This window comes from Streptomyces sp. DT224 (assembly GCF_049844595.1).
Classification (GTDB): domain Bacteria; phylum Actinomycetota; class Actinomycetes; order Streptomycetales; family Streptomycetaceae; genus Streptomyces.
In genome coordinates this window covers 71,999-98,397 of sequence record NZ_JBNCLI010000001.1, presented here as the reverse complement: position 1 = coordinate 98,397, position 26,399 = coordinate 71,999, and the positions used below count along the sequence as shown (strand labels likewise).

Below are 26,399 nucleotides of genomic sequence, written 5' to 3'. Positions count from 1 at the left end.
TAACTTATTCTGTGCATAACGCATCGATCCAGCGGAGCCAGTGGAGAGGAAGAGGCCCATGCCCACAGAGGCAGTAACGGGAGAGGATCCGTTCAACCAGGAGCCGGTCAGCATCCTGCGCCAGCCGAAGGCCGTCTGGGCCACGGCGGGCGCTTCGGTCGTCGCGTTCATGGGCATCGGCCTGGTGGACCCGATCCTGCCGTCCATCGCCAAGGGCCTGGACGCGACACCCAGCCAGGTGTCCCTGCTCTTCACCTCGTACTTCCTGATCACCGCCGTCGCGATGCTCGTGACCGGCTTCGTCTCCAGCCGCATCGGCGGCCGCAAGACCCTGCTGGCCGGGCTGGCGCTCGTGGTGGTCTTCGCCGCGCTCTCCGGCACCTCCTCGTCCGTCGGGGAGCTGGTCGGGTTCCGGGCCGGCTGGGGCCTGGGCAACGCGCTGTTCGTCTCGACCGCGCTCGCGGTGATCGTCGGCGCGGCGGCCGGCGGCAGCTCGGCGGCGATCCTGCTGTACGAGTCGGCGCTCGGCCTCGGCATGGCGTGCGGGCCGCTGCTCGGCGCGCTGCTCGGGGACGCCAGCTGGCGCTACCCCTTCTTCGGGACGGCCGCGCTGATGGCGATCGGCTTCGTCTGCATCACGGCGTTCCTGAAGGAGCAGCCCAAGCCGGCCCGCAAGACCTCGCTGCTCGATCCGGTCAAGGCGCTCGGCCACAGCGGGCTCGCCTCCGTCGCGGCGTCCGCGTTCTTCTACAACTACGCGTTCTTCACGATCCTGGCGTTCACCCCGTTCGTGCTGAACATGACGCCGTACAAGTCCGGTGCCGTCTTCTTCGCCTGGGGCCTGCTGCTCGCGGTGTTCTCGGTGCTCGTCGCGCCCCGGCTCCAGCAGCGGTTCGGCTCGCTCAAGGTGCTCGGCGCCTCGCTGGTGCTGCTCGCCGCGGACCTGGTGGTCCTCGGCTACGGCAGCCACACCACGGCCATCGTCTGCACCATCGTGTCCGGCGCCCTGATCGGCATGAACAACACCGTGTACACCGAGCTGGCGCTCGGCGTCTCGGACGCGCCGCGCCCGGTGGCCAGTGCGGGTTACAACTTCGTCCGCTGGTTCGCCGCCGCCGCGGCGCCCTACCTGGCCCCGAAGATCGAGGAGTGGAGCAACATCCACATCCCGTTCGTGGTCGCCGCCGCCGCCTCGGTGATCGGTGCGGTCGTGGTCTGGGTACGGCGCTCCGCGCTGACCCACGAGGCGGAGGAGCTGGAGCCGAAGCACGCCACGGAGGACGGCGTCACGGTCTTCGCCAACTGACGCCCGTCAGTCGAGAGTCACGGAACGTCGCAGGGGATCGCGCAGGTCGGTCCCCTGCGACAGCCATTTCTCCTGGAGCTCCTGCGCACCCCTGACCCGCTTCCAGGCGGCCTCGTTCGACGTCATCGGCAGCAACGGCAGAAACCGCACCGGCTCCAGCGGCTCATCCAGCTCCAGGTCCTCGACCAGCCCCCCGCCCTCCGCGACGAGCACCGAGGTGAACGGCGCGCCCGGCCACAGCGGTTCGCCGACGTCCAGCGAGGCGCCGGGCGCCACGACCAGGCCCTCCACCTGGGGCGAGGCGGCGAGCACCGCGAGCTTGCGCAGCACCTGGTCGGTGTCGGCCAGTCCGCCCCGTACCGACAGGACCAGTTCGGCGCGCGGGCCCTTCAGCGGGTCGGCCACGACGGCCGTCGGGTCGGACATCGGCTGGGCGGACATGCCGAGCGTGGCGTACCGCACGATGTCACCGTCGATGAACCGGAGCACCTCGATCCGGTCCGTCCCGAGAAACGTCACTGCCGCACGTGCGTCCGGTTCACCGAGGGCCGTCCGCAGCCGCGCCTCGACCAGAGCGAGAATTTCTGCCATGCCGCGAGCATAGGTCGCGTATGGAACGGGCAAAGTAAGGGATTGGCCCTGTACTGGCTGCTAGCCTGGGGTGTCGGCCCGGGACAGCACGCTGAAGCGTCGCTCTCAAGTCCCGGCGCTACGTCATCCCCCACGGGGGACCGGCAGGAGGAGGTGGGGCTGCGGTGGATCCGAGTCGATCGTGCAGTACCAACCGCTCTTCCGCCGGACGCCCCTCCGTGTGATCTGACACCCGGTCGGGGCCCTGGCATGTCGCATGACGGAAGAGCACATCTTTTTGCCTGTCTGTAGCGAACGCCGTCATCGTGCCGCCGCGGTGCCGCCCGCTTTGCGGATGTGAGTCCACGTCCCCATTCCGGGCTGTTCCACGCCCCCGACGACGGCCCTCCGTGAAGGAGCCAGCCATGTCGATGATCCGTGACCTGCGCGCCGTCGTGCGCCCCTCCCTGCGCAAGACCGCCCCCCTGCACAACGGCTACGACGCCACCCGCGACCCGTCCACCTCCAGCGCCGTGGTCGACTGCGCGGTCTACCGCGACGGCCGCCGGCTCGCCGAGACGGACGGCACCTGCCGCACCGCCCGCGAGGCGATGCTCCGGGTCCGGGAGAAGGGCGGCTTCGCCTGGATCGGGCTGCACGAGCCGACCGAGGAGGAATTCGCGGGCATCGCCCGGGAGTTCGGACTGCACCCGCTGGCCGTGGAGGACGCGGTCCACGCCCACCAGCGCCCGAAGCTGGAGCGCTACGACGACACGCTGTTCACCGTCTTCAAGACCATCCACTACGTCGAGCACGCCGAACTGACCGCGACCAGCGAGGTGGTGGAGACCGGCGAGGTCATGTGCTTCACCGGCCGGGACTTCGTCATCACCGTGCGGCACGGCGGCCACGGCTCGCTGCGCGCGCTGCGCCACCGTCTGGAGGACGACCCCGAGCTGCTGGCCAAGGGCCCCTCCGCCGTGCTGCACTCCATCGCCGACCACGTGGTCGACGGCTACATCGCGGTGGCAGGCGCGGTGCAGGAGGACATCGACGAGGTGGAGATCGAGGTCTTCTCCACGCCGGACAAGGGAAGCGCGCGCGGCTCGGACGCCGGGCGGATCTACCAGCTCAAGCGCGAGGTGCTGGAGTTCAAACGGGCCGTCTCCCCGCTGCTGCGTCCGATGCAACTGCTGAGCGAACGGCCCATGCGGCTGATCGACCCCGACATCCAGAAGTACTTCCGGGACGTCGCCGACCACCTGGTGCGGGTCCAGGAAGAGGTCATCGGCTTCGACGAACTGCTGAACTCCATCCTCCAGGCCAACCTGGCGCAGGCGACCGTCGCGCAGAACGAGGACATGCGCAAGATCACGTCCTGGGCGGCGATCGTCGCCGTACCGACGATGATCTGCGGGGTCTACGGCATGAACTTCACGCACATGCCGGAGCTGGGCTGGACGTACGGCTATCCGATGGTCATGGGCTTCATCGGCGTGGTCTGCTTCTCCATCCACCGCATGCTCAAGCGCAACGGCTGGCTCTGAGCGTCCCCATTAAGCTCTGCTCCATGACTGCTGCTGACACGCTGCTCGGGCCGGCCCTCGTCGAGGAGGCCACGAAGAAGTCGGGCCTCGTCTGGGTCCGCTCCACGGGCGCGGCGCGGGCGCTGTGGCACGTATGGCACGAGGGCGCCGCCCATCTCGTCGGCGACGGCCCCGGCGAGCAGCCGCTCCCGGCCGGGCTCACCGAGGGCGCCACCGCCGAGGTGACCGTCCGCAGCAAGGACAAGGGCGGCCGCCTCGTCGCCTGGTCCGCCTCGGTCACCGTGCTCGCCCCGCACTCCGAGGAGTGGGAGGCCGCCGTCGCCGAGCTGAAGGGCAAGCGGCTGAACGCGCCGGACGCGGAGCAGATGGTGGACCGCTGGGCCCGCGAGTGCCGGGTCGTCCGGCTCACGCCCCTGGACGCGCACACCGAGCTGCCCGAGACCTCCGGGGCAGCCGCTCCGCTGCCCACGACGGCGACGACCCGGCTGCCGGTCCCGGCGGGCCTGCCGCGCCTGCTGAAGCGCTCACTGCGCACGTAGCGCGCGACCCCTCAGGACGACGTCTTCGGGAGCTGCTTGCCGTAGTCGACGGTCTCGTCCTTCGCGGGGGCCTTCAGTGTGAAGTCCTTGCCCCAGTCGGCGAGCGTGATCACGCCTCCGCCGCCGCCCCGGGCGAAGCGCAGCGGATACGGCTTGCCCTCCAGCGCCACGTCGAGTGCGCCGCCCGCACCCTCGCCGCCCATGATCCGCACCGTGCGCACCCCGCCCACCTTGTCGCGGTCGCCCTTGGTGAGCTTGCCGTGCAGCGTGAGCATCCCGTCGAGCAGCACCTTCTTGTCGGTGAAGCCGCTCAGCTGCTTGTACGTGGGGTCTCCCTCGGGAACCTTGACGTACTTGCCCTCCAGCTTGTCGGCCGCCGCCGTGCCGCCCTCGCCGGTGTCCGCCGTGCCCCCGTCGTCGTGGCTCCAGAAGCCGGCGTCGGCCTTGAGGTAGAGCTCGTCACCGATCCGCAGCAGCGTGAAGGTGCTGTTCTTCGAGGTGACGGAGCCCGCGCCGCCCTTGTTCTTGAGCCGCATGTCGATCGTGTAGGTGCCGCCCTTGCTGACCAGCGTCCCGGCGAGCCGCACGGCGTCGGCGGAGTCCGCCGCGGTCTGCGCCTTCTTCTCGATCTCCGGCGCGGAGAGCTTGCCGGCGCCGTTGGTCCCCTCGTCCGGGTCGTCGCCCGCGCACGCGGTCAGCGCCGCGGTCAGCCCCGCGCAGAGCGCGAGGGCGAGGGACGCGTTCCGGCGGCGGGTCCGTACGGCCGGGGCGGAAGAGGTCACAGGCGCACTGCCTCTCGTATCCATGGTGGGGGGTGGCAGACGGCAGCGTACCCGGGTGGCCTACGCCATCGGACCCGGAGCCGTACGGACGGCCAGCCGGGGCGGTCCGGGACCGTACGGGCTAGCCTGATCACGTCATAACAGTGCAATAACTGTCGGAAGCGGGCGGCCGGGGGCCGTTCGGAGGCGAACGAGGAGGTGCGGGGATGACGCCGGTGACGCCCCGGGTGTTCGTCTCGCACCTGTCCGGTGTGCCGGTCTTCGACCCCAACGGCGACCAGGTGGGGCGCGTCCGCGACCTGGTCGCGATGCTCCGCGTCGGCGGCCGGCCGCCCCGGCTGCTCGGCATGGTGGTCGAGGTGGTGAGCCGGCGGCGGATCTTCCTGCCGATGACCCGGGTGACGGGCGTGGAGTCGGGGCAGGTGATCACCACGGGCGTGGTCAACATGCGGCGCTTCGAGCAGCGGCCCACCGAGCGCCTGGTGCTCGGCGAGTTCCTCGACCGCCGGGTGCGCCTGGTGGAGACGGACGAGGAGGTCACCATCCTGGACGTGGCCATCCAGCAGCTGCCCGCCCGCCGGGACTGGGAGATCGACAAGTACTTCGTCCGCAAGGGCCGGGGCGGGGCGCTGCGCCGCAAGGGCGAGACCCTGACCGTCGAGTGGTCGGCGGTGAAGGGTTTCTCGCTGGAGGAGCACGGGCAGGGAGCCGAGTCCCTGGTGGCCACCTTCGAGAAGCTGCGCCCCGCCGACGTCGCCAACGCGCTGCACCACCTGACGCCGAAGCGCCGGGCCGAGGTCGCGGCCGCGCTGGACGACGACCGGCTCGCCGACGTCCTGGAGGAGCTGCCCGAGGACGACCAGGTGGAGATCATCGGCAAGCTCCAGGAGGAGCGCGCGGCGGACGTCCTGGAGGCGATGGACCCGGACGACGCGGCCGACCTGCTCTCCGAGCTGCCCGAGGAGGACAAGGAGCGGCTGCTGACGTTGATGCGCCCGGGCGACGCGGCGGACGTGCGGCGGCTGATGTCGTACGAGGAGCGCACCGCGGGCGGCCTCATGACCACGGAACCGGTCATCCTGCGCCCGGACGCCACGGTCGCCGACGCGCTCGCCCGGGTGCGCCAGTCGGACCTGTCACCGGCGCTCGCCGCACAGGTGTACGTGTGCCGGTCGCCGGACGAGACGCCGACGGGCAAGTACCTGGGCACGGTGCACTTCCAGCGGCTGCTGCGCGACCCGCCGTTCACCCTGGTCAGCTCACTTTTGGACAGCGACCTGGTGCCGCTGCCGCCGGACACCCCGCTGTCGGTGGTGACCAGTTATCTGGCGGCGTACAACCTGGTGTCGGTGCCGGTGGTGGACGAGAGCGGTTCGCTGCTGGGCGCGGTGACCGTGGACGACGTGCTGGACCACCTGCTGCCGGAGGACTGGCGGGAGACCGACTTCCACGGCGGCGAGGGGGTGCTCCGTGGCCGGTGAGGACCGCGCCAGGGCCTCGAACGGCTCGACGGCGCTGACCCGCACGCCGAGGGCCCGGCTCGACCAGCCGAAGGCGCCGCGCCGGCGGCTGCTGCCGGAGTACGACCCCGAGGCGTTCGGCCGGTTCTCGGAGCGCATCGCGCGCTTCCTGGGCACCGGCCGGTTCATCGTCTGGATGACGCTGATCATCATCGTGTGGGTGGCGTGGAACATCTTCGCGCCCGAGCACCTGCGGTTCGACGAGTACCCGTTCATCTTCCTGACCCTGATGCTCTCGCTCCAGGCGTCGTACGCGGCTCCGCTGATCCTGCTCGCGCAGAACCGGCAGGACGACCGGGACCGGGTCACCCACGAGCAGGACCGCAAGCAGAACGAGCGCTCCATCGCCGACACCGAGTACCTGACCAGGGAGATCGCGGCGCTGCGGATGGGCCTCGGCGAAGTCGCCACCCGAGACTGGATCCGCTCCGAACTGGAGGACCTGGTGAAGGACCTGGACGACCGCCGGGCGCTGCTCTCCGCCGAGAGTGACGAAGACCGCTGACGGGGCTACCCGCGCGTAGCGTGAGGCGCCGTACCATCGTCCGTATGGCTACGGAAGACGCGGTGCTTGAGGCACTGGCGACAGTGAACGACCCCGAGATCCACCGCCCGATCACCGAACTCGGCATGGTGAAATCGGTCGACATCGATCCTGACGGCGTGGTCGCTGTCACGGTGTACCTCACCGTCTCCGGCTGTCCGATGCGCGAGACGATCACCCGGAACGTGACCGACGCGGTGGCCGCTGTCGAGGGCGTCTCGCGGGTCGACGTCACCCTCGACGTGATGAGCGACGAGCAGCGCAAGGACCTCGCGGCCTCGCTGCGCGGCGGCACGGCGGAGCGCGAGGTGCCGTTCGCGAAGCCCGGCTCACTGACCCGGGTGTACGCGGTCGCCTCCGGCAAGGGCGGCGTCGGCAAGTCCTCGGTGACGGTCAACCTGGCCGCGGCCATGGCGGCGGACGGGCTCAAGGTCGGCGTCGTGGACGCGGACATCTACGGTCACAGCGTGCCCCGGATGCTCGGCGTGGACGGCCGTCCGACCCAGGTCGAGAACATGATCATGCCGCCGTCCTCGCACGGCGTGAAGGTCATCTCCATCGGCATGTTCACCCCGGGCAACGCCCCGGTGGTCTGGCGCGGCCCGATGCTGCACCGCGCGCTCCAGCAGTTCCTGGCCGACGTCTTCTGGGGCGACCTGGACGTCCTGCTGCTCGACCTGCCGCCGGGCACCGGTGACATCGCGATCTCGGTCGCGCAGCTCGTGCCGAACGCGGAGATCCTGGTCGTCACGACCCCGCAGCAGGCCGCAGCCGAAGTGGCCGAGCGTGCCGGCTCGATCGCCGTGCAGACCCACCAGAAGATCGTCGGCGTCGTCGAGAACATGTCCGGCATGCCGTGCCCGCACTGCGACGAGATGGTCGACGTCTTCGGTTCGGGCGGCGGCGCGAAGGTCGCCGAGGGGCTGACGAAGACGATCGGCGCCGAGGTGCCGGTGCTGGGCGCGATCCCGATCGACGTACGGCTGCGCGAGGGCGGCGACGAGGGCAAGCCCGTCGTGCTCTCCGACCCCGACTCCCCCGCAGGCAAGGCGCTGCGCACCATCGCCGGCAAGCTGAGCGGCCGTCAGCGCGGCCTGTCCGGCATGTCGCTGGGCATCACCCCGCGCAACAAGTTCTGACGCGCGCACGGATACGGGGAAGGCCGGGACCCGCGGGTCCCGGCCTTCCCCGTCGTCGCACCCGTTACGCGTACGCCTCGATGTCCTTGACCACGGAGAAGCCCAGCCCGTACGCGCTCATCCCGCGCCCGTAGGCGCCGATGTGCACGGCGCCGGGGGCGGAGCCGGCCAGCACCCAGCCGAACTCGGACTCGCGGTAGTGGAAGGGGACCGGGACCCCGTCGACCGGCAGGGAGAGCGCCGACCAGGCGGGGCCCTCCAGATCGTCGGCGAGCTCGAACGCGGTCTCCGTCTGCTGGTCCAGCCAGTCGTCGCGCAGGGTGTGGTCGAGCTGCGGGGGCCAGGTGCAGGACAGCAGCCCGGAGCCGGCCAGCCAGGCCGCGGAGGACACCGTCGTCGCCTCCAGGACCCCGGTGCCGTCACCACTGCGCCGTACGGGGCTGCTGGCGACGGTCACCACGACCGCGAACCGCTGCTTGTCGGTGCCCGAGTCGGCGCGGACCAGCGGTTCGTCGCCGTGCCCGATGGAGCCGTGCTGCACCTCGCCGTCGGCGGCGGTGCCCAGCGGCATCAGCCGGCGCGGGCCGGTGAACGCCTCGTCCAGCGCGTACCAGGGGAAGGGGGCCTTCAGATAGCCGTCGACCACCATGAGCCGGGCCGCCGGGACCGCCTCCACCGTGTCCGGCGCGTCCTGTGCGCCCACCCGACTCGTCGTCTCCATCAGCCCGGCCGCCTCCTCGATCCTCAGGGTCCGGAGCGGCCCGCCCCCGCGGGCGTCCTCACAACCGGACAGATGGAGAATAGCCATACCGTCCGGACGACCCGGGATTGGCAGCCCTCAGGTGGCGTCCGCGTCGAACGGCGGCGGGGTGTCCTTCGGCGGCTGCTCGCCCTTCTTGAGCAGATCCGGAGCGCCCTGCGAGCCGTTCGCGGCCGTGACCGAGGCACCGCCCGACACGCCGGTCTTCGCCTCGACGGACGCGGTGCCACGCCCGTTCACCGCGTCGGTGACCTCGGTGAGCTCCTTGCGCAGGTCGAAGCTCTCGCGGATCTCCTTCAGCCCCAGGTCGTCGTTGCCGTCCATGAGCTGCTTGCGGACGAACGTCTTGGGGTTGAGGTCCTCGAACTCGAAGTCCTTGAACTCCGGGCCCAGCTCCGTGCGGATGTCCTCCTTGGCGCTCTCCGAGAACTCACGGATCTTGCGGATGAAGCGGGAGACGTCCTGGATGACCTTGGGCAGTTTGTCCGGGCCGAAGACGAGCACGCCGAGAATCGCGAGCGCCAGCAGCTCGAGTGCACCTATGTCGTTGAACACCTTGCGGCTCCTCGTGTTCTCCGCGACCAGCTCGGATGAGGTCCGGACATCCAACACGGTACCCGGCGAATCTGTCCGGACGGTAGCTTCCCGTGGCCGTCACGTGCCGGTTGCCGAGCCCAGCGTCAAAGTTATGGACAGGTCTTTACCACCGCGGGTCACGGTCAGCTGCAGCCGGTCGCCCGGCCGGTGCGAGCGGATCTTGACGATGAGCTCCTCACCGCTGTGCACCCGCTTGCCGTCCACCTCGGTGATGACGTCGTCCGCCTCGATGCCGGCCTTGTCGGCCGGGCCGCCCGCCGTGACGGGCGAGGAGTTCTGCGTGCTCCCGCCGACCTTGGCCCCGTCACCGTTGTACTTCATGTCGAGCGTGACGCCGATCACCGGGTGGGTCGCCTTGCCGGTGTTGATCAGTTCCTCGGCGACCTGCTTGCCCTGGTTGATCGGGATGGCGAAGCCGAGGCCGATGGACCCGGCCTGCCCGCCCTCGCCGGCCGAGCCGCTGTCGGCGGCGCGGATGGCGCTGTTGATGCCGATGACATGGGCATCGGTGTCGACCAGCGGGCCGCCGGAGTTGCCCGGGTTGATCGGGGCGTCCGTCTGGAGCGCGTTGACGTAGCTGACGTCGCTGCCGTCGCCCTTCTCGCCGCCCGCGGTGATCGGGCGGTCCTTGGCGCTGATGATGCCGGAGGTGACGGTGTTGGACAGGTCGAACGGCGCGCCGATGGCCACCACCGGGTCGCCGACCCGGACGTTGTCGGAGTTGCCCAGCGCGAGCGGCTTCAGCCCGGATACGCCGCTGACCTTCACCACGGCCAGGTCGTAACCGCTGTCCTTGCCGACGACCTCGGCGGTCGCGGTCTCGCCCCCGCTGAACGTGACGGTGATCTCGCCGGACGAACCGGCCGGGGCGACCACGTGGTTGTTGGTGAGGATGTGGCCCCGGTCGTCGAGGACGAAGCCGGTGCCGGTGCCGGCCTCGGTGGCGCCGCTGACGTGCAGGGTGACCACGCTGGGCAGGGCGCTGGCCGCGATGCCGGCCACGCTGTCCGGCGCGCGGCCGCCGCCGTCCCGCTCGTCCTGGGGAAGCTCGATGCTGGTGAGACCGCCGTTGCGTTCTATGTACGCGCCTATGCCGCCGCCGATGCCGCCCGCGACCAGGGCGAGGAGCAGCGCGCCGATCAGCAGCCCGCCGCGCCGGTTCTTCCGCCGGCCGTCGGGGAGCGGGGGGCCCGGCTGGGTGACGAGGGGCTGCCGGGGCGCACCCCAGGGGTCGTAGCTCTGCCACTGCGGGGCCGGGGGGTGGGCGTCCGGCGCGTGCGCGGCTTCCTGCGGGTGCTGGGGCGGTGCCGGGGGCGGGAAGGTCCGGGTCGCGGTGTGGTCCGGCGCGACGGATGTCCCCGCGCCGTCCGTCCCCGCGTACGGCGGGGGTACGGGCGTGCCGTGCGCGGGTGTCGGACGCTGTACGGGAGGGGCGGGCGCCCACGGTCCGGGACCGCCGTAGGGCGGGGTGCCGTACGGGTCGGGCTCGTGCAGGGGCTGCCCGGCGCGGCGGGCGGTGTCATGGGCCTCGGAGGACGTCGGGGGCTCAGCCGCCGTCGGCGCCGCGACAGCCGCCGGGGCCTCGTCCGGAGCCGGAATTCCGCCCGGGGACAGGGTCTTCGGATCCGGCACCGCGTCCTCGACGGGAGGCTCCGGGGGCGCGGCGCTCCCCGGCGTGGGCCGGCTCCACCACTTCGCCCTGGGCTCGGTCGGCTTCCCGTCGTCCATGTTCTCCCCGCAACTGCCGCAACCGGCCCTCCGCACGCCCCCGCGGGGACGTCCCTCCCGAAAATCCTGCCGGAATTCAACCAGGTTTGGTCCGGGGCTGCGCAGCCCGGACCGGGTGCGGGATCAGCGGCGGGGCCAGAGGGGCAGTCCGTGGCCGGCGGAAGCCGGCTGCGCGGCGGCGGAGGTGGGCGGCAGGGAGGGCTGCGGGGTGGGGGCGGGCGGGACGGGGTCGAGCCCGCCGCCCAGGGTGCGGCCCAGCAGCGAACCGGCCCCGCCGGGGCGTATCGCGGACGTGTCGGAGCGGAGGCCCAGCCCGTACGGATTGCCGGAGAGCCGGCCGGAACCCAGCAACGACGGAGCGGCGAACCCCGCCGAGACCGTGTTCACCGCGAGGGAGACCGGGCGGTCCGCCCGGCCGGACGCGGAGCGCATGCCCTGGTCCGGCCCGTTCCGCCGGCCGGACAGGAGGGCGCCGCCGGTCCGGGCGTCGGCGCCGGCCGGGACCACGCTGTTGCCCGGACCGGAGGCACGGGTCGGGGTCTCGCCGGTGGTCGTCGGGAGGGCGCCGCCGAGCGCGATGGCCGCCAGCGAGACGGCGCTGGCTGCGGCGAAGGCGAATCTGCGGCCCCGCCACGGTGAGCGGTCGCCCTCGCGGCCCACCTCGTGGATGCGGAAGCCCGGACCGGTGGAGGGCAGCGCCGTGCCCCCCCCGTGGGCTGCGGGGAGGTAGCCGAAGCCGTCCACGGGGCCGGGGGCGATGGTGAGGTCCGCCCGGCCGCCCGGTGGGCGCGTCCCCGGGAAGAGCCCGTCACCGAACCGCCCGGAGGCACCCTCGGGTCTTCCCTGCCGGTCGTCGTCACCCCCGGGCGGTCCGCCCGGAAGCCCCTGGAGGCGGGCCAGGAAGCCTTCGGAGGGCGAGGGCTGGGCGGCCTGCGCGAACACGTTCTTCAGGCGGCGCTGGGCGGCCGCCTCGGCCGCGCACTTGGCGCAGGTCGCGAGATGGGCGAGCACCCGGTCGCGGGCGTCGTGCTTCAGCTCGCCGTCGACGAGCGCGGCGAGGCGGTCCCCCAGGTGTTGTTCCGCGGGGGTCGGATCCGTTGGGCTCACGCCGTGCCGCCCTCCCCTGCCAGGAGGACGCCGGCGCCCGCGAGGGAACGCTGCTCGGCGCGCGCCTCGGGCGAGCGGTGCCGCAGCGCCTTGCGCAGGTGGGAGCGCCCGCGGTGGATGCGGCTGCGTACGGTGCCCAGCTTCACGCCGAGCGTCGCCGCGATCTCCTCGTACGAAAGGCCCTCGATGTCGCAGAGGACGACGGCGGCCCGGAATTCGGGCGCGAGGGTGTCCAGCGCCTGCTGGACGTCGGCGTCGAAGTGGGTGTCGTTGAAGACCTGCTGGGGCGACGGCTCGCGGCTGGGCAGCCGCTCGGCGGCCTCGTCCCCGAGGGAGTCGAAGCGGATGCGCTGCTTGCGGCGGACCATGTCCAGGAAGAGATTGGTCGTGATGCGGTGCAGCCAGCCCTCGAAGGTGCCGGGCGTGTAGGTCGACAGCGAACGGAAGACACGGACGAAGACCTCCTGCGTGAGGTCCTCCGCGTCGTGCTGGTTTCCCGTCAGCCGGTAGGCGAGGCGGTAGACGCGGCCGCTGTGTGTGCTGACGATCTCTTCCCATGTGGGCGGGGTCCACGCCTGGGATTCCGCATCGGAGGCGAAGGTCGCGGTCGGTGCGGAGTCTTTGGAAGAACGGTCAGCGATGTCGGTCACGGATTTCGGCTCACCCGCCGACCTGAGAAAGCGCCGCAGCACTCCTCCCCGATCCACAGGCGCAGCCGCACCTCCCCTATCGGCTCTGGTGGTGTCCAGTGGAGCCCCTACCATAACCACCTCGCCCGTTAGCTCCGGATAAGCCTTTTTCCCAGCTGGGGCCGGGGATGTCCCCGCAAGCCCACCCGTGCCACGGACCCGACCGGCGGGCCTCGTTCCCGGGCTTCTCCCCACCTTTGGACAACGCCCGGTCCCATCTGCGGGTTCCCGGGTCCAGCGGATACAGTCACCGTTGCGCCAACCAAGGGGACAGGAGAGGGCCATCACCGCCAACCGGCAGACGAGCTGGGCGTTCGCCGACGCCTTTGTCGCCGAGGACGAAGCACTGCGCTGGGCCCGGGACCGGGCACGCGAGGCAGGGCTCCGCTCGGTCTCGCCAGGCACCGGGGCCGCCCTGCGCCTGCTCGCTGCCACCACGGACGCCAAGGCCGTCGCGGAAATCGGTACCGGCACCGGCGTGTCCGGCATCTATCTGCTGCACGGGATGCGGCCGGACGGGGTGCTGACCACGGTCGACCCGGAGCCCGAGCGCCAGCAGTTCGCCCGCGAGGCGTTCCGCGCCGCGGGCTTCGCGGCCAACCGGTCCCGTTTCATCCCCGGGCGCGCCCTGGACGTGCTCCCCCGCCTCGCGGACGGCGGCTACGACCTCGTGTTCTGCGACGGCGACCGGATGGAGAGCCTGGACTGTCTCGCTGAATCGTTGCGCCTGCTGCGACCTGGGGGGCTCGTCTGCTTCGAGGGCGTCTTCGCGGACGGCCGGACGGTCGACTCGGCCGCCCAGCCCGCGGAGGTGCTGCGGGTACGGGAGCTGCTGCGCGCGGTCCGCGAGAGCCAGGAGCTGATGGCGACGCTGCTGCCGGTGGGCGACGGTCTGCTCTGCGCGGTCCGGCGCGGCTGAGGCGTACGCCCGCCCGCTCCGTCACCGTACCGGCTCCGGACGCACCGCTGCCCCGGCACGGGAACCATGCCGGGGCAGCGGTGAAGTTATGAGCGTCTGCTCAGCCGACGACCTGCTTGAGGGCATCGCCGAGGGCATCGGCCTCGTCCGGCGTCAGCTCCACGACAAGCCGACCGCCGCCTTCGAGCGGAACTCGCATGACGATGCCCCGCCCCTCCTTTGTCACCTCGAGCGGGCCGTCGCCCGTCCGCGGCTTCATGGCCGCCATGCTCGTTCCCCTTCCTGAAACCAGCTCATCGCAACCGGCGGCCCCATGACAGGCGCTGCCTCACCGGCATCGAACACAGTGCTTCCACGCCATTATCCCGCATCACCGGCCTTGATGACCAACATCGCTCTGCATCTCTTGGGCAACGCGCTCACTCAAAACCACCCAATTCGGGGACCTCACTGGGATACTTCGGCCCCTTGAGCCCCTCCGCGGTGCGGAAATGTTTGACGCAGGTCACATGTCCGCCTCCGGCGAAGTCGGCCATGCTTGCGTGGAGACGCAGGTGAACGACACACAAAGGGGACCCCTCACATGGCCGATCACAACGACGTGGTGCGGTACGACATCAGCGACGGGCTCGCGACCATCACGATCGACCGCCCCGGCGCGATGAACGCCATGAACACCGCCGCCAAGGTCGCCCTCCGCGACGCCCTGCGGTCCGCCGCCGCCGACACCGGCGTACGGGCGGTGCTGCTCACCGCGGCCGGGGAGCGCGCCTTCTGCGTCGGGCAGGACCTCAAGGAGCACCTGGGCAAGCTCGCCGAGACCGAGGCGGCGGGCGAGGGCAACGCGCTCAGCACCGTGCAGGAGCACTACAACCCCATCGTGCGGGCGCTCACCGAGATGCCGAAGCCGGTCGTGGCCGGGATCAACGGCGCCGCCGCCGGCGCGGGTTTCGGCTTCGCGCTCGCCTGCGACTACCGGGTGGCCGCCGACACCGCCTCCTTCAACACCTCGTTCGCCGGGGTCGCCCTCACCGCCGACTCGGGCGTCTCCTGGACGCTGCCCCGGCTCATCGGCCAGAGCCGCGCCGCCGACCTGCTGCTCTTCCCGCGCTCCATCTCCGCGCGCGACGCCCACGAGCTGGGCATCGTCAACAAGCTGGTGCCCGCCGCCGAGCTGGCCGCCGAGGCGGCCGCCGTGGCCCGCGCCCTGGCCGACGGGCCGACCGTCGCCTACGCGGCGATCAAGGAGTCGCTCGCCTTCGGCGCCGGTCACACCCTGGCCGAGGCCCTGGAGAAGGAGGACGAGCTCCAGACGAAGGCGGGCGTGTCCGAGGACCACGGGATCGCCGTGCGGGCGTTCCTCGCGAAGGAGAAGCCGAAGTATCTGGGGCGGTAGGCCCCGGGAATCACGCCGGGGTGGGGCGGGAGACGCAGTCGGCGAGGTGGTCGTCCACCAGGCCGCACGCCTGCATCAGGGCGTAGGCCGTGGTCGGTCCGATGAACCGCAGCCCCCGCTTCTTCAGCTCCTTGGCCAGGGCCGTGGATTCGGGGGTGACCGCCGGCACGTCCCCGAGGGTCTTCGGGGCCGGGCGGCTCAGCGGGTCGGGGGCGTACGACCAGATCAGCTCGTCCAGCTCACCGGCGCCCCAGCCGGCCAGCACCCGGGCGTTGGCCATGGTCGCGTCGACCTTCGCGCGGTTGCGGATGATGCCCTCGTCGGCCAGCAGCCGCTCCCGGTCCGCCTCCGTGAACTCCGCGACCGCCGGGATGCTGAACCCCGCGAACGCGCTGCGGAAGCCCTCGCGGCGGCGCAGGATCGTCAGCCAGGAGAGACCCGACTGGAACGCCTCCAGGCACAGCCGCTCGAACAGCGCGTCGTCGCCGTGGACCGGTCGGCCCCACTCCGTGTCGTGGTACCAGAGGTAGTCCTCGGTGGACAGGCCCCAGGGGCAGCGCAGTCCGCCGTCCGCCGCCGCCACGGCTCCGCCGGTCATCGGCCGGGCTCCTCGTCGCGGGCCGGCGGCTCGTCCGTCCGGCCGGCGGTCTCGGGGGGCTGCCAGGGGCGGGGCGGCTGGTCCTGCCCTCCCTTGAGGAGGTCGGGCCCGCCCGTCCGGGTCGCCTGCGCGCCGGCCAGCGCCGATTCCAGCTCCGCGATCCGCGCGTCCCGCTCGGCGAGCTCCGCGCCGAGCCGGCCGAGCGCGTCATCCACGTCCGGCATCCGGTAGCCCCGGAGGCCGACGGGGAGCCGCAGCGCCTCGACGTCCGCGCGGCCGACCGGGCGCGACGCGGGCAGCGGGTCCGTCAGCTGTTCGGGCGCCACGTCCTGCAGGACGGCGCTTCTGCCTCCACCGACCACCGCGAGGGTGACCGCGGCAACCACCACCACCATCGCCAGCAGCAAGAACAAGAACACGCGTATCTCCCCGGGAGCGGAATTCGTCCGGGTCCGATCGTGCCATGCGGTACCGGCAGTTAGTGTCGGCTGTTGGCCGGCGGGGGTTGTTCCGCCGGCGGATTCACAGGAAGGGACGCGGATGGCAAGCGGTGTGCTCCGGCTGGGGCGGCGCGAATTCGGGGAGCACGAGCAGGTGATCATGGCGATCGTGAACCGCACCCCGGACTCCTTCTACGACCGGGGCGCCACCTTCCAGGACGAGCCGGCCCTCGCCCGGGTCGAGCGGGCCGTGGCCGACGGCGCGGCGATCATCGACATCGGCGGCGTCAAGGCCGGTCCCGGCGAGGAGGTCACCGCCGAGGAGGAGGTCCGCCGCACGGTCGGGTTCGTCGCCGAGGTGCGCCGGCTCCACCCGGACGTGGTCATCAGCGTCGACACCTGGCGCCATGAGGTCGGCGAGGCGGTCTGCGAGGCGGGGGCGGACCTGCTGAACGACGCGTGGGGCGGGGTGGACCCGAAGCTCGCGGAGGTGGCCGCACGGTACGGGGCGGGACTCGTGTGCACGCACGCCGGCGGGGCGGAGCCGCGGACGCGGCCGCACCGGGTGGGGTACGAGGACGTGATGGCCGACATCCTCCGGGTGACCGTGGGGCTGGCCGAGCGGGCCGTCTCCCTCGGGGTCCGGCCCGACGGGATCATGATCGATCCCGGTCACGACTTCGGCAAGAACACCCGGCACTCGCTGGAGGCGACGCGACGGCTCGGCGAGATGGCGGAGACGGGGTGGCCGGTGCTGGTCTCGCTCTCCAACAAGGACTTCGTGGGCGAGACGCTGGACCGGCCGGTGAAGGAGCGGTTGCTGGGGACCCTGGCGACGACCGCGGTGTCCGCGTGGTTGGGAGCGCGGGTGTACCGGGTGCACGAGGTGGCCGAGACGCGGGATGTCCTGGACATGGTCGCGTCGATCGCGGGGTGGCGACCGCCGGCGGTCGCGCGGAGGGGGCTGGCGTAGGGGGCGGGTGCGCCTGCGGCGGACCTGTTCCCCTACCCGCCCCTTCCCGGAACCGGGGCGCTGCCCCGCGGGGCCCCGCGCCTCAACCGCCGACGGGGCCCGTCTTCCGGCTCACCGCCCGACCTCCTTCGTCACCAGCGCCACCGCCTCGTCCACGTCGTCCGTGACGTGGAACAGCAGAAGGTCCTTCTCCGACGCCTTGCCCTGGGCCACCACCGTGTCGCGGAGCCAGTCCACCAGGCCGCCCCAGTAGGCCGTGCCGAAGAGGACGATCGGGAAGCGGGTGACCTTGCCCGTCTGGACGAGGGTGAGAGCCTCGAAGAGCTCGTCCAGGGTGCCCAGGCCGCCGGGCAGGACGACGAAGCCCTGGGCGTACTTGACGAACATCGTCTTGCGGACGAAGAAGTAGCGGAAGTTGACGCCGATGTCGACGTGCGGGTTCAGCCCGGACTCGAAGGGCAGCTCGATGCCGAGGCCGACCGAGATGCCGCTCGCCTCGCGCGCGCCCCGGTTCGCCGCCTCCATCGCGCCCGGGCCGCCCCCGGTGATGACCGCGAAGCCCGCGTCGACCAGCGCCCTGCCGATCCGTACGCCCGCCTCGTATTCCGGCGCACCGGCGGGTGTGCGGGCCGAGCCGAAGACGCTGATGGCGCTCGGCAGTTCGGCGAGCGCGCCGAAGCCCTCGACGAACTCCGACTGGATGCGCATCACCCGCCACGGGTCGGTGTGCACCCACTCGGAGTCGTCCTCGGAGTCCAGCAGCCGCTGATCGGTCGTTCCGGGCTGCACCTGGTCCCTGCGGCGCAGTACGGGGCCGAGGCGCTGTTCCTCGGGCCGTACCGCGCCCTCGGGGATCTCCGCACCCTCGGGAATGCGCGCATCCTCGCGGTTGCCCATGACCTGCTCCCTCCGCCGACGTCGGGGGCGCCCTGCGACGCCTCCGTCTCCCGCCAGCGTAGATCGCCACGGGTTACGGACAGGGGAATCCGGGAGGTCAGGTCGTGGGTCAGGCGGTGAGCCAGGAGCGCAGGCGGTCCTCGCAGTGGGTGATGCGCTCGACCTTGACGTGCTCGTCGCGCTTGTGGGCGAGGACCGGGTCGCCGGGGCCGTAGTTGACCGCCGGGACGCCGAGGGGGCCGAAGCGGGCCACGTCCGTCCAGCCGAACTTGGGCCGGGCGACGCCGCCGACCGCGTCCATGAACGCCTTGGCCGCCGGGTGGGAGAGGCCGGGCATCGCCGCGCCGGAGTGGTCGTCCACCGTGAACTGCGCGACGCCGCAGTCCGCGAAGACCTCGCGGACGTGGGCCAGGGCCTCTTCCTGGCCGAGGTCGGGGGCGTAGCGGTAGTTGACGACGACCGTGCAGGCGTCGGGGATGACGTTGTTGGCGACGCCGCCCTCGATGCGTACGGCGTTCAGGCCCTCGTGGTACTCCAGGCCGTCGATCACGGGCCGCCGGGGCTCGTACGCGGCGAGGCGGGCGAGGACCGGGGCGGCGGCGTGGATGGCGTTGGACCCCATCCAGCTGCGCGCGGAGTGCGCCCGCTCGCCCTCCAGGTGGAGGAAGACCCGCAGGGTGCCCTGGCAGCCGCCCTCGACCTCGCCGTTCGAGCCCTCAAGAAGGATGGCGAAGTCGCCCTTCAGCCAGTCCGGGCGGGCGTCGGCGATGCGGCCGAGACCGTTGAGGTGGGCGGCGACCTCCTCCTGGTCGTAGAAGACGAAGGTGAGGTCCCGGTTCGGCTCGGGCACGGTGGCGGCGATGCGCAGCTGGACGGCGACTCCGGACTTCATGTCGGAGGTGCCGCAGCCCCAGAGGAGGCCGTCCGCGTCGAGCCGCGAGGGCACGTTGTCGGCGATCGGCACGGTGTCGATGTGCCCGGCCAGGATGACGCGTTCGGAACGGCCGAGATCCGTCCGGGCCACGACGTTGTTCCCGTACCGCTCGACGGTCAGGTGCGGCAGTGCGCGCAGCGCCGTCTCGATGGCGTCGGCCAGGTCCTTCTCGTCCCCGCTGACCGAGGGGAAGTCCACGAGCGCGGCGGTGAGGGCGGGCCCGTCCAGGGTGAGGTCAAGCATGCTTTCGGCCATGGCTACGACCCTAGCGTCTGTCGTACGGTGGCCCCGTGACCAGGACCGATTCCGCTGCTCCCCGGCGTCCCGGCCGCAGTCGCCGGCTGCGGATCGTGGCGGCCTTCGGTGTGCTCGCGGCGGTGGCCGGTTATCTGACGGTTCAGTACGTTTCGGGCGGACGCGGGTCCGACCAGTGCACGGTGCGGTCGGCGGACGGTTCGTACCGGCTGACGCCCGAGCAGGCCGCGAACGCCGCGACGATCTCCGCGGTCGGCACCCGGCGCGGGATGCCGGAGCGCGCGGTGACCATCGCGCTGGCCACGGCGTTGCAGGAGTCCGCGCTGCACAACCTCGACCACGGCGACCGGGACTCGCTCGGGCTGTTCCAGCAGCGGCCCTCGCAGGGCTGGGGCACCGCACGGCAGATCATGGACCCGGTGTACGCGGCCGGGAAGTTCTACCAGCACCTGGCGAAGGTGCCGGGCTATTCGCGGCTGCCGCTGACCGAGGCCGCGCAGCGCGTCCAGCGCAGCGGCTTCCCGCAGGCGTACGCGAAGCACGAGCCGGACGCCGCGGTGCTGGCCGCCGCGCTGACCGGCCGCACACCGGCCGCGCTGGACTGCGAGCCACCGCGGACCACCGCCGGTGCCGGCGACGCGACGAAGGTGCGGACGGCTCTGGTGAGCGCCTTCGGCAAGGGCGTGCTGCCGGCCGGCACCGGCACGGCGGGCCCCTCCTCCCCGGGCGCGCTCACGGTCCCGGTGCGGGCGGACCGCCGCGCCGACCGGGACGGCGTACCGCAGCGCGGCTGGGAGTTGGCGCACTGGGCCGTGGCGCAGTCCGAGGCGCTGGGCATCGACGAGGTCGCGTACGGGGGCCGGGTCTGGGCGGCCGGCTCCGGCTGGCACACGGAACGCGAGGCGTCGCGGCGCGAGGCGTCGGACACGGACGAGGTACGGCTGCGGCTCGTGCGCTGAGGGTGCTTCGGGGTGACCGCCCACGCGTGCGGACTGTCGCCCGCACGGGGGTACCGTCGTGCGCCCCCGGCGCCCCTCCGGCGGCGGCCCGGCGACCGCCTCGACGGCTCCCGTACCCCTTGCCGCGCAAGGGCAGTGACGGTTCACCGACCCATCGCCCGACGCACCGTTTGCCCGGGTTCCTCCGCTGAGGATTATCCGACGCGTTGCTCAGTCTTTACGTCCGCGCACCGCAACCTCACCCGCCCCCACGACGGTTGTCATGGCGTCCGGCTCACGGACAGCCCGAATTCCCCTCCCGTCGAAGGAGCATCATGTCCCTCCCCCTGACCCGTCGGATCGCCCGTACCGCGCTGCTGATCGCGGCGGGTGCGGCCCCCGTGGTCGGTGCGGCCGGTGCCGCGGGTGCCGCGGAGCTCCCGCAGGCCACGGACCTCGGCGGCCTCACCAGCGTCGAGGGTTCCGGTCTCGGCAAGACGGTCGAAGGCGCCGCCAAGCCGGCCTCGGGCGCCGCGACCGAGACCGGCGGCAAGCTCGTCGGCACCGCGCTGCCGGTGGCGGGCAAGACGCTCACCGACGTCGGCGGCAAGGCCGCCCCCGCCGCCAAGAAGGTCTCCGGCGCCACCAAGGGCGGGGCCACCGGCACCGTCTCCAAGGCGGCCAAGGGCGGCCTGCCCACCGACGCGCTCACCCAGGGTCTGCCGCTCGGCTGAGGCCCGCCACGCGTGAGGGGCCCCCGGGAGCGTGTGCTGCCGGGGCCCCTCGGGTACGCCGGTGGTCAGCCGAGGCGCTTGACCGCCGCCGCCACGCGCTCGTCCGTGGCCGTGAACGCCACGCGGACGAAGCGGTCGCCGGCCGGTCCGTAGAAGTCGCCGGGCGCGACCAGGATGCCCAGCTCCGCCAGGTACGCCACGGTGTCCCAGCAGGGTTCGTCGCGGGTGGCCCAGAGGTAGAGGCTCGCCTCGCTGTGCTCGATGCGGAAGCCGTGGGCCTCCAGGGCCGTGCGCAGGGCGGCGCGCCGGTCCGCGTACCGGGCACGCTGCTCGGCCACGTGCGTGTCGTCGCCGAGCGCGGCGACGGTCGCGGCCTGGACGGGCGCGGGCGTCATCATGCCGCCGTGCTTGCGGATCAACAGCAGTTCGCTCAGCACCGCCGCGTCGCCCGCGATGAACGCGGCGCGGTAGCCCGCGAGGTTGGACCGCTTCGACAGGGAGTGGACGGCGACGATGCCCTCGTACGTACCGCCGCAGACGTCCGGGTGGAGCACGGAGACCGGCTCCGCCTCCCAGCCCAGCTCCAGGTAGCACTCGTCGCTGAAGACCAGTACGCCGTGCTCGCGCGCCCAGGCGACGATCCGGATCAGCTCGTCCTCGGCGAGGACGCGGCCGGTCGGGTTGGACGGGGAGTTGAGCCAGAGGAGCTTCAGGCCGGCCGGGTCGAGCTCGGTCGGGTCGTCGTAGGCCACCGGCTCCGCGCCGCAGAGCCGGGCGCCGACCTCGTACGTCGGGTAGGCGAGGCGCGGGTAGGCGACCTTGTCGCCGGGGCCCAGGCCGAGCTGGGTCGGCAGCCAGGCCACCAGCTCCTTGGAGCCGACGACGGGCAGCACGTTCTCGTGGGCGACCGAGACCGCGCCGAGCCGCCGCTCCACCCAGCCGGTGAGCGCGTCGCGCAGCGCGGCGGTGCCCCACACCGTCGGATAGCCGGGGCTGTCGGCGGCCGCGACGAGCGCCTCCCGGATCAGCTCGGGCACCGGGTCGACGGGCGTGCCGACGGACAGGTCCACGATCCCGTCCGGGTGGGCCTGGGCCGTCGACTTGTAGGGCGCCAGCTTGTCCCAGGGGAAGACCGGGAGGCGGGAGGAGACTGCGGACACGGCTCTCTGCTTTCTCGTACGGAGTTCACGCGGGCGGCCCGGCGGGGGCGGGAAACACCGCGGTCCCGCACGGCGGCGAGCCGTACGGGACCGGGGCGGCGCACGTGCCGGAGCGCTGTTACTGGTTCTGCGGCGGCAGCGCGGCGATGAACGCGTGGTCGCGCTCGATCAGGCCGAGCTTGGAGGCACCACCCGGCGAACCGAGGTCGTCGAAGAACTCGACGTTCGCCTTGTAGTAGTCCTTCCACTCGTCCGGGGTGTCGTCCTCGTAGAAGATCGCTTCCACCGGGCAGACCGGCTCGCAGGCTCCACAGTCGACGCACTCGTCCGGGTGGATGTACAAGGACCGCTGGCCCTCGTAGATGCAGTCGACGGGGCACTCTTCGATGCAGGCCTTGTCCTTGACGTCGACACAAGGCTGCGCGATGACGTAGGTCACGCTGTCGTTCCTCCTCGGTAGGGCGTTGGCTCTCGCGCGGGAGCGCGGCGTCGTCGATGCCCGCACCTAGTATCTCCGTTCGCGGGCACGATCCGAACAGGAGGGGCGGACAGAGCTGTGGAATTCACCATCGGCGGACGGCTGGAGGTCCGCATTACGTCGGCTGACGTGGGCAAACGGGTATCAGTCCGACGTGTGACCGCGGACGGCTCCGACGGGTCGAAGTTCACCGACACGGTTGGCGTTCTCACATCGTGGAACGACGGCGTGCTGTGCGTCACACCCAGGAACGGCGAGTCGGTGCGCATCGCGGAGTCCTCCCTCGTGGCGGGCAAGGTCGTGCCGTCCGCCCCGGCCCGGCGGCGCGGCCCCGCCGCCTCCTTCGCCGAACTCGCCCGGGTGACCGCGCGTGCCTGGCAGCCCGTGGAGAGCGAACCGCTGGGCGACTGGCTGCTGCGCGCCTCCGCGGGATTCACCCGCCGCGCCAACTCGGTGCTGCCGCTCGGCGACCCGGGCATGCCGCTCGGTGAGGCGCTCGCTCGTGTCCGGGAGTGGTACGCGGAACGGGGGCTGCCCGCGTACGCCCAGACCGCGACCGGCGCCGAGGGCGCGCAGGAGGAGCTGTGCGCGGCACTGGAGGAGCACGGCTGGCGCCGCGAGGTGACGGCGGAGGTGCGGATCGCTGCGCTCGCCCCGGTCGGTGACCTGCCCGCCGAGGTCTCCCGGGTCCGGCTGGACCGCACGGCCGACGCGGCGTGGCTCGCCCGCTACCAGCGCGTCGGGACGCCGGGGCCGGAGGTGACGGCGGTGCTGCACGGCGGCCCCTCGGTGTGGTTCGCGACCGTGCCCGGCGAGGAAGGTGAGGAGCCCGCCGCGATCGGGCGGTGCGTGGTGGACGGGCGGTGGGCCGGCTTCATGGCCGTCGAGGTGGCTCCCGGGCACCGGCGCCGAGGGCTGGCGACCGCCGTGATGACCGCGCTGGCCCGGCAGGCGATGGACGAGGGCGCCTCGGCCGCCTGGCTCCAGGTGGAGGCGGACAACGAGGGCGCCCGCGCGCTGTACGACGGGATGGGCTTCGCCACGCACCACCGCTACCACCACTTCCGGCCGGTGTGACCGGTGGTCCCCGAGAGGAACGACCGCGAGGAGCTGCGCCGCCGGTTCGCGGAGGAGGCCAGGGCCGAGCGCCCCGACTTGGCGCTGCTGTGCCTGCTGGTGGCGGCACAGGCCGATCCGGCGCTGGACGCGCACGGCATCGACGAGGCCCAGATCGAGCTGGACCGGCTGGCCGGGCTGCTGCCGTACGGGCTGCGCGGCGCCCACGCCTGGGCGTCGGCGCTGGCCGAACTGCTCGGTGAGCGGTGCGGGTTCGAGGGCTCGACGGCGGACTACCAGCGGCTGGAGTCGTCCCTGCTGCACGAGGTGCTGCGGCGGCGGCGCGGGCTGCCGATCCTGCTGTCGGTGGTGTGGATCGAGGTCGCCCGTCGGGCGGGCGCCCCGGTGTACGGGGTGGCTCTGCCGGGTCATTTCGTGGTCGGCTTCGGCGACCCGGGCGAGCGGGTGCTCGCCGATCCGTTCGCCGGGGGCCGGCCGCTGACGGACCAGGACGCGGAGCTGCTGGTGACGAGCGCGACCGGGGAGCGGTGGGAGCCGTCGTCGCTGGAGCCCGCGCGGCCGCTGGAGGTCGTGCTGCGGGTCCTGAACAACATCCGGGCCTGGGCCGCGGCCCGCCCGGAGCACACGGCCGTGGCGCTGTGGGCGGCGGAGCTGTCTCTGCTGCTGCCGTCGCACCCGGCCCGGCTGCGCTACGAGCACGCCCAGCTGCTGGTGCGCGCGGGCGAGTTCCTGCGCGGCGCGGCCGAGATGGAGGAGTACGCGCGGGTCGTGGAGGAGGTGGAGCCGGCCGTGGCGGAGGCGGTGCGCGCCAGTGCGCGGGCGGCGCGGGCGCTCCTGAACTGACGGAGCGGGAGCTCGGACGCGGCGCTCAAACCTCCTGGGGCGTGGCATGCCGTCCAACGGGTGATGATCCGTTCTTCGCCACTCGATGGGCCCATGCCGCAGCCCCCATGCGGCGCTCTCCGATGGCGCGCTTCCCGGTTCGGACTGACGGTGGATCACGTAGCCACTGCGTCACCAGGAGCGGACACGTCGTCACTCCTCGCAGGGGCGACGAAAGGAAATGTGTACAGATGCGCTCTGCCCGCACGCTGTTCGCTTCGGCCGCCGTCACGGCGGTCCTCACCATCACCACTCCCTCGGCCTACGCGATGACCGTCGCCGCCGACCAGAACCACGGCGGCTCGTCCGCCTCCGACCACGAGCACGACAACTCCGACGGCGAGTGGAAGAAGGACAAGCCGCACGGTGGCATGCACACCGGTGGCGGCGCGCTGTCGAAGACCGTCACGAAGGAGTGGCAGCCCGGCAACGACGAGGGCGGCAAGTACAGCAAGGACGACGAGGACAAGCCGCACGGCGGCGTCCACACCGGCGGCGGCGCGCTCGCCAACACCCTCACCAAGGAGTGGCAGCCCGGCAACGACGAAGGCGGCAAGTACAGCAAGGACGACGAGGACAAGCCGCACGGCGGCGTCCACACCGGCGGCGGCGCGCTCGCCAACACCCTCACCAAGGAGTGGCAGCCCGGCAACGACGAAGGCGGCAAGTACAGCAAGGACGACGAGGACAAGCCGCACGGCGGCGTCCACACCGGCGGCGGCGCGCTGTCGAAGACCGTCACGAAGGAGTGGCAGCCCGGGGACGAGGGCGGCAAGTACAAGGACGAGGAGAAGCCGAGCGGCGGCATGCACACCGGTGGCGGCGCGATGGCGATGACCGGCAGTGGTCTGGCGGCCGGTTCGCTGCTGCTGCTCGGTGGCGCCGGCGTCGCCGCGTACCGGCTCCGTCGCCGTCAGGCGTCCGGCGGTGCGATGGCCTGACCGGCCCGCGGGCCCTCTGTCGTCGCGGTCGCCGTCCTCTCCGGACGGTGGCCGCGGCGCCCGCGTTTTCCCCGGTCCTCCCCACTCGTACGCCCCCGTACGGACGAAAGGCACGTGCTCCATGGCCGCCCCGCAGACCACCGAAACCCCCTCCCCCGGGGCCGCGTCCCGCACCGGCTCGCTCGGCCGGGCCCTGTTCTGGCCCCTCGCGACGGCCGGTCTCGGCATGACCCTGATCTACCACTCCATCGGTTCGCCGGCCGACGACAAGGCACCCGCCCCGCCACCGGCAGCCGCGTCCGCCGCCGCGTCCCCGTCGGCGGGGGCCTCCGCGAAGACCGCCCCGAGCGCGACGCCCTCGCTGCCGCGCTCGGTGCCGACGCGGCTGCGGATCCCGGCGATCGCGGTGGACGCGCCGTTCACCCCGCTCTCCATCGGTCCTTCGGGGCGGCTCGACGCGCCTCCGCCGAACGACAAGAACCTGGTCGGCTGGTTCAAGGACGGTGCGACGCCCGGCGAACGGGGCACGTCGATCGTGGCGGGCCACGTGGACACCACGACCGGTCCGGCCGTCTTCCTCCAGCTGCGCTTCCTCAAACCCGGGGCGACCGTCGACATCACCCGCGCCGACGGCACGGTGGCCACGTTCGCCGTGGACACCGTGGAGACGTTCAGCAAGGCGGACTTCCCCGACGACAAGGTGTACGCCGACACTCCGGACGCCCAGTTGCGGCTCATCACCTGCGGCGGCGACTACGACCGGAAGGCCAAGGACTACGAGGACAACGTCGTGGTCTTCGCCCACCTGGACTCGGTGAAGAAGGGGTGAGCCGCGGTCTTCCCCCGCCTACGGGCGGGAAAACCGGAGGCGCACGGGCGCGGGGCGCTGGTAGCGTCGGAATCATGCAGCGTGCCGCCATGAACACGACGACGCCGGAGAGTGTCCCGG

Annotated in this window: 29 protein-coding genes; 15 read left to right on the top strand and 14 right to left on the bottom strand. The window is 72.2% G+C overall.

Features of this window, described 5'->3' with window-relative positions; genetic code table 11:
- Positions 1-58: 58 nt before the first annotated feature.
- Positions 59-1,306 carry an MFS transporter gene (locus ACLQ2N_RS00465; RefSeq protein WP_425808305.1) on the top strand — a complete coding sequence of 416 codons (1,248 nt, stop codon included), beginning with the start codon at positions 59-61 and terminating at the stop codon, positions 1,304-1,306.
- Between the two features lie 6 nt (positions 1,307-1,312).
- On the opposite strand, the gene ACLQ2N_RS00460 is transcribed toward ACLQ2N_RS00465, so the two are convergent.
- Positions 1,313-1,897 (bottom strand): suppressor of fused domain protein, encoded by a 585-nt coding sequence (locus tag ACLQ2N_RS00460; protein WP_425808304.1) that lies wholly within the window; start codon positions 1,895-1,897, stop codon positions 1,313-1,315.
- 404 nt (positions 1,898-2,301) lie between these two features.
- Between ACLQ2N_RS00460 and ACLQ2N_RS00455 the strand changes: the two genes are divergently transcribed.
- Positions 2,302-3,423: a magnesium and cobalt transport protein CorA gene (locus tag ACLQ2N_RS00455; RefSeq protein ID WP_425808303.1), complete on the top strand. Its 1,122-nt coding sequence runs from the start codon at positions 2,302-2,304 to the stop codon at positions 3,421-3,423.
- A gap of 23 nt (positions 3,424-3,446) precedes the next feature.
- Positions 3,447-3,962, top strand: coding sequence for a hypothetical protein (locus tag ACLQ2N_RS00450; protein ID WP_425808302.1), 516 nt, complete (start codon positions 3,447-3,449; stop codon positions 3,960-3,962).
- A gap of 11 nt (positions 3,963-3,973) precedes the next feature.
- On the opposite strand, the gene ACLQ2N_RS00445 is transcribed toward ACLQ2N_RS00450, so the two are convergent.
- A complete protein-coding gene (locus tag ACLQ2N_RS00445; RefSeq protein WP_425808301.1) occupies positions 3,974-4,744 on the bottom strand; it encodes a hypothetical protein in 771 nt (256 codons plus the stop codon).
- A 206-nt stretch (positions 4,745-4,950) separates the two neighbouring features.
- Here ACLQ2N_RS00445 and ACLQ2N_RS00440 point away from each other — a divergent pair, with 206 nt between their 5' ends.
- The 3 genes from ACLQ2N_RS00440 to ACLQ2N_RS00430 are packed head-to-tail and all read left to right on the top strand — an operon-like array spanning position 4,951 to position 7,947.
- Entirely contained in the window at positions 4,951-6,225 is a 1,275-nt protein-coding gene (locus tag ACLQ2N_RS00440) for a magnesium transporter MgtE N-terminal domain-containing protein (protein ID WP_425808300.1), read from the top strand.
- A complete protein-coding gene (locus ACLQ2N_RS00435) occupies positions 6,215-6,769 on the top strand; it encodes a DUF1003 domain-containing protein (RefSeq protein WP_425808299.1) in 555 nt (184 codons plus the stop codon). Before ACLQ2N_RS00440 ends, ACLQ2N_RS00435 begins: the two co-directional genes overlap by 11 nt.
- A 44-nt stretch (positions 6,770-6,813) precedes the next feature.
- Entirely contained in the window at positions 6,814-7,947 is a 1,134-nt protein-coding gene (locus tag ACLQ2N_RS00430; RefSeq protein ID WP_425808298.1) for an Mrp/NBP35 family ATP-binding protein, read from the top strand.
- A 64-nt stretch (positions 7,948-8,011) separates the two neighbouring features.
- Here ACLQ2N_RS00430 and ACLQ2N_RS00425 read toward each other — a convergent pair whose 3' ends face one another.
- The 5 genes from ACLQ2N_RS00425 to sigE all read right to left on the bottom strand — a co-directional run bounded on the left by ACLQ2N_RS00425 (position 8,012) and on the right by sigE (position 12,903).
- The gene (locus ACLQ2N_RS00425; protein WP_425808297.1) at positions 8,012-8,668 is read right to left on the bottom strand and encodes a hypothetical protein; all 657 of its coding nucleotides are present in this window, start codon (positions 8,666-8,668) and stop codon (positions 8,012-8,014) included.
- A 117-nt stretch (positions 8,669-8,785) separates the two neighbouring features.
- On the bottom strand, positions 8,786-9,262 hold the full coding sequence (locus ACLQ2N_RS00420) for a sec-independent translocase (RefSeq protein WP_425808296.1): 477 nt from the start codon (positions 9,260-9,262) through the stop codon (positions 8,786-8,788).
- Between the two features lie 99 nt (positions 9,263-9,361).
- Positions 9,362-11,032, bottom strand: a complete 1,671-nt coding sequence (locus ACLQ2N_RS00415) for a trypsin-like peptidase domain-containing protein (RefSeq protein WP_425808295.1) — start codon at positions 11,030-11,032, stop codon at positions 9,362-9,364.
- 123 nt (positions 11,033-11,155) lie between these two features.
- Positions 11,156-12,139: a zf-HC2 domain-containing protein gene (locus ACLQ2N_RS00410; RefSeq protein ID WP_425808294.1), complete on the bottom strand. Its 984-nt coding sequence runs from the start codon at positions 12,137-12,139 to the stop codon at positions 11,156-11,158.
- Complete coding sequence (gene sigE, locus ACLQ2N_RS00405) at positions 12,136-12,903, bottom strand: RNA polymerase sigma factor SigE (RefSeq protein WP_425808293.1); 768 nt, start codon at positions 12,901-12,903, stop codon at positions 12,136-12,138. Before sigE ends, ACLQ2N_RS00410 begins: the two co-directional genes overlap by 4 nt.
- A gap of 178 nt (positions 12,904-13,081) precedes the next feature.
- Here sigE and ACLQ2N_RS00400 point away from each other — a divergent pair, with 178 nt between their 5' ends.
- A complete protein-coding gene (locus ACLQ2N_RS00400) occupies positions 13,082-13,747 on the top strand; it encodes an O-methyltransferase (RefSeq protein WP_425808292.1) in 666 nt (221 codons plus the stop codon).
- Between the two features lie 100 nt (positions 13,748-13,847).
- Here the strand turns inward: ACLQ2N_RS00400 and ACLQ2N_RS00395 are convergent, their stop codons facing one another.
- Complete coding sequence (locus ACLQ2N_RS00395; RefSeq protein WP_018105485.1) at positions 13,848-14,015, bottom strand: DUF3117 domain-containing protein; 168 nt, start codon at positions 14,013-14,015, stop codon at positions 13,848-13,850.
- Positions 14,016-14,330: 315 nt separating this feature from the next.
- On the opposite strand from ACLQ2N_RS00395, the gene ACLQ2N_RS00390 reads away from it, so the two are divergent.
- Positions 14,331-15,143 carry an enoyl-CoA hydratase/isomerase family protein gene (locus ACLQ2N_RS00390; protein ID WP_425808291.1) on the top strand — a complete coding sequence of 271 codons (813 nt, stop codon included), beginning with the start codon at positions 14,331-14,333 and terminating at the stop codon, positions 15,141-15,143.
- Positions 15,144-15,153: 10 nt separating this feature from the next.
- On the opposite strand, the gene ACLQ2N_RS00385 is transcribed toward ACLQ2N_RS00390, so the two are convergent.
- Both ACLQ2N_RS00385 and ACLQ2N_RS00380 read right to left on the bottom strand, forming a co-directional pair.
- Positions 15,154-15,741, bottom strand: coding sequence for a DNA-3-methyladenine glycosylase I (locus ACLQ2N_RS00385; protein WP_425808290.1), 588 nt, complete (start codon positions 15,739-15,741; stop codon positions 15,154-15,156).
- The gene (locus ACLQ2N_RS00380; RefSeq protein WP_425808289.1) at positions 15,738-16,160 is read right to left on the bottom strand and encodes a hypothetical protein; all 423 of its coding nucleotides are present in this window, start codon (positions 16,158-16,160) and stop codon (positions 15,738-15,740) included. The genes ACLQ2N_RS00385 and ACLQ2N_RS00380 overlap by 4 nt, the downstream gene beginning before the upstream one ends.
- 133 nt (positions 16,161-16,293) lie before the next feature.
- Here ACLQ2N_RS00380 and folP point away from each other — a divergent pair, with 133 nt between their 5' ends.
- Entirely contained in the window at positions 16,294-17,154 is an 861-nt protein-coding gene (folP, locus tag ACLQ2N_RS00375) for a dihydropteroate synthase (protein ID WP_425808952.1), read from the top strand.
- Between the two features lie 111 nt (positions 17,155-17,265).
- Here the strand turns inward: folP and ACLQ2N_RS00370 are convergent, their stop codons facing one another.
- Together ACLQ2N_RS00370 and dapE are read right to left on the bottom strand one after the other, a co-directional pair.
- Complete coding sequence (locus tag ACLQ2N_RS00370) at positions 17,266-18,051, bottom strand: TIGR00730 family Rossman fold protein (RefSeq protein WP_361031807.1); 786 nt, start codon at positions 18,049-18,051, stop codon at positions 17,266-17,268.
- 109 nt (positions 18,052-18,160) lie between these two features.
- A complete protein-coding gene (gene dapE, locus ACLQ2N_RS00365; protein WP_425808288.1) occupies positions 18,161-19,240 on the bottom strand; it encodes a succinyl-diaminopimelate desuccinylase in 1,080 nt (359 codons plus the stop codon).
- Positions 19,241-19,275: 35 nt separating this feature from the next.
- On the opposite strand from dapE, the gene ACLQ2N_RS00360 reads away from it, so the two are divergent.
- On the top strand, positions 19,276-20,199 hold the full coding sequence (locus ACLQ2N_RS00360) for a hypothetical protein (RefSeq protein ID WP_425808287.1): 924 nt from the start codon (positions 19,276-19,278) through the stop codon (positions 20,197-20,199).
- A gap of 314 nt (positions 20,200-20,513) precedes the next feature.
- A complete protein-coding gene (locus ACLQ2N_RS00355; protein WP_425808286.1) occupies positions 20,514-20,912 on the top strand; it encodes an ATP-binding protein in 399 nt (132 codons plus the stop codon).
- Positions 20,913-20,977: 65 nt separating this feature from the next.
- Here ACLQ2N_RS00355 and dapC read toward each other — a convergent pair whose 3' ends face one another.
- Both dapC and fdxA read right to left on the bottom strand, forming a co-directional pair.
- Positions 20,978-22,072, bottom strand: a complete 1,095-nt coding sequence (dapC, locus tag ACLQ2N_RS00350) for a succinyldiaminopimelate transaminase (protein ID WP_425808285.1) — start codon at positions 22,070-22,072, stop codon at positions 20,978-20,980.
- Between the two features lie 118 nt (positions 22,073-22,190).
- Positions 22,191-22,511: a ferredoxin gene (gene fdxA / locus ACLQ2N_RS00345; protein WP_018105475.1), complete on the bottom strand. Its 321-nt coding sequence runs from the start codon at positions 22,509-22,511 to the stop codon at positions 22,191-22,193.
- Between the two features lie 117 nt (positions 22,512-22,628).
- On the opposite strand from fdxA, the gene ACLQ2N_RS00340 reads away from it, so the two are divergent.
- The 4 genes from ACLQ2N_RS00340 to ACLQ2N_RS00325 all read left to right on the top strand — a co-directional run bounded on the left by ACLQ2N_RS00340 (position 22,629) and on the right by ACLQ2N_RS00325 (position 26,279).
- Positions 22,629-23,627, top strand: coding sequence for a GNAT family N-acetyltransferase (locus tag ACLQ2N_RS00340; RefSeq protein WP_425808284.1), 999 nt, complete (start codon positions 22,629-22,631; stop codon positions 23,625-23,627).
- Between the two features lie 3 nt (positions 23,628-23,630).
- Positions 23,631-24,470: a transglutaminase-like domain-containing protein gene (locus ACLQ2N_RS00335; protein ID WP_425808283.1), complete on the top strand. Its 840-nt coding sequence runs from the start codon at positions 23,631-23,633 to the stop codon at positions 24,468-24,470.
- A 230-nt stretch (positions 24,471-24,700) separates the two neighbouring features.
- Complete coding sequence (locus ACLQ2N_RS00330) at positions 24,701-25,450, top strand: hypothetical protein (protein ID WP_425808282.1); 750 nt, start codon at positions 24,701-24,703, stop codon at positions 25,448-25,450.
- A 121-nt stretch (positions 25,451-25,571) separates the two neighbouring features.
- On the top strand, positions 25,572-26,279 hold the full coding sequence (locus ACLQ2N_RS00325) for a class F sortase (protein ID WP_425808281.1): 708 nt from the start codon (positions 25,572-25,574) through the stop codon (positions 26,277-26,279).
- Positions 26,280-26,399 lie beyond the last annotated feature (120 nt).

Bases quoted from the DNA above. Each gene is read 5' to 3' on its own strand.
- ACLQ2N_RS00465 (WP_425808305.1), top strand. From the start codon at position 59: ATGCCCACAGAGGCAGTAACGGGAGAGGATCCGTTCAACCAGGAGCCG.
- ACLQ2N_RS00460 (WP_425808304.1), bottom strand. From the start codon at position 1,897: ATGGCAGAAATTCTCGCTCTGGTCGAGGCGCGGCTGCGGACGGCCCTC.
- ACLQ2N_RS00455 (WP_425808303.1), top strand. From the start codon at position 2,302: ATGTCGATGATCCGTGACCTGCGCGCCGTCGTGCGCCCCTCCCTGCGC.
- ACLQ2N_RS00450 (WP_425808302.1), top strand. From the start codon at position 3,447: ATGACTGCTGCTGACACGCTGCTCGGGCCGGCCCTCGTCGAGGAGGCC.
- ACLQ2N_RS00440 (WP_425808300.1), top strand. From the start codon at position 4,951: ATGACGCCGGTGACGCCCCGGGTGTTCGTCTCGCACCTGTCCGGTGTG.
- ACLQ2N_RS00430 (WP_425808298.1), top strand. From the start codon at position 6,814: ATGGCTACGGAAGACGCGGTGCTTGAGGCACTGGCGACAGTGAACGAC.
- ACLQ2N_RS00425 (WP_425808297.1), bottom strand. From the start codon at position 8,668: ATGGAGACGACGAGTCGGGTGGGCGCACAGGACGCGCCGGACACGGTG.
- ACLQ2N_RS00415 (WP_425808295.1), bottom strand. From the start codon at position 11,032: ATGGACGACGGGAAGCCGACCGAGCCCAGGGCGAAGTGGTGGAGCCGG.
- sigE (WP_425808293.1), bottom strand. From the start codon at position 12,903: ATGGTAGGGGCTCCACTGGACACCACCAGAGCCGATAGGGGAGGTGCG.
- ACLQ2N_RS00395 (WP_018105485.1), bottom strand. From the start codon at position 14,015: ATGGCGGCCATGAAGCCGCGGACGGGCGACGGCCCGCTCGAGGTGACA.
- ACLQ2N_RS00390 (WP_425808291.1), top strand. From the start codon at position 14,331: ATGGCCGATCACAACGACGTGGTGCGGTACGACATCAGCGACGGGCTC.
- ACLQ2N_RS00385 (WP_425808290.1), bottom strand. From the start codon at position 15,741: ATGACCGGCGGAGCCGTGGCGGCGGCGGACGGCGGACTGCGCTGCCCC.
- ACLQ2N_RS00370 (WP_361031807.1), bottom strand. From the start codon at position 18,051: ATGGGCAACCGCGAGGATGCGCGCATTCCCGAGGGTGCGGAGATCCCC.
- dapE (WP_425808288.1), bottom strand. From the start codon at position 19,240: ATGGCCGAAAGCATGCTTGACCTCACCCTGGACGGGCCCGCCCTCACC.
- ACLQ2N_RS00355 (WP_425808286.1), top strand. From the start codon at position 20,514: ATGTCCCTCCCCCTGACCCGTCGGATCGCCCGTACCGCGCTGCTGATC.
- ACLQ2N_RS00330 (WP_425808282.1), top strand. From the start codon at position 24,701: ATGCGCTCTGCCCGCACGCTGTTCGCTTCGGCCGCCGTCACGGCGGTC.
- ACLQ2N_RS00325 (WP_425808281.1), top strand. From the start codon at position 25,572: ATGGCCGCCCCGCAGACCACCGAAACCCCCTCCCCCGGGGCCGCGTCC.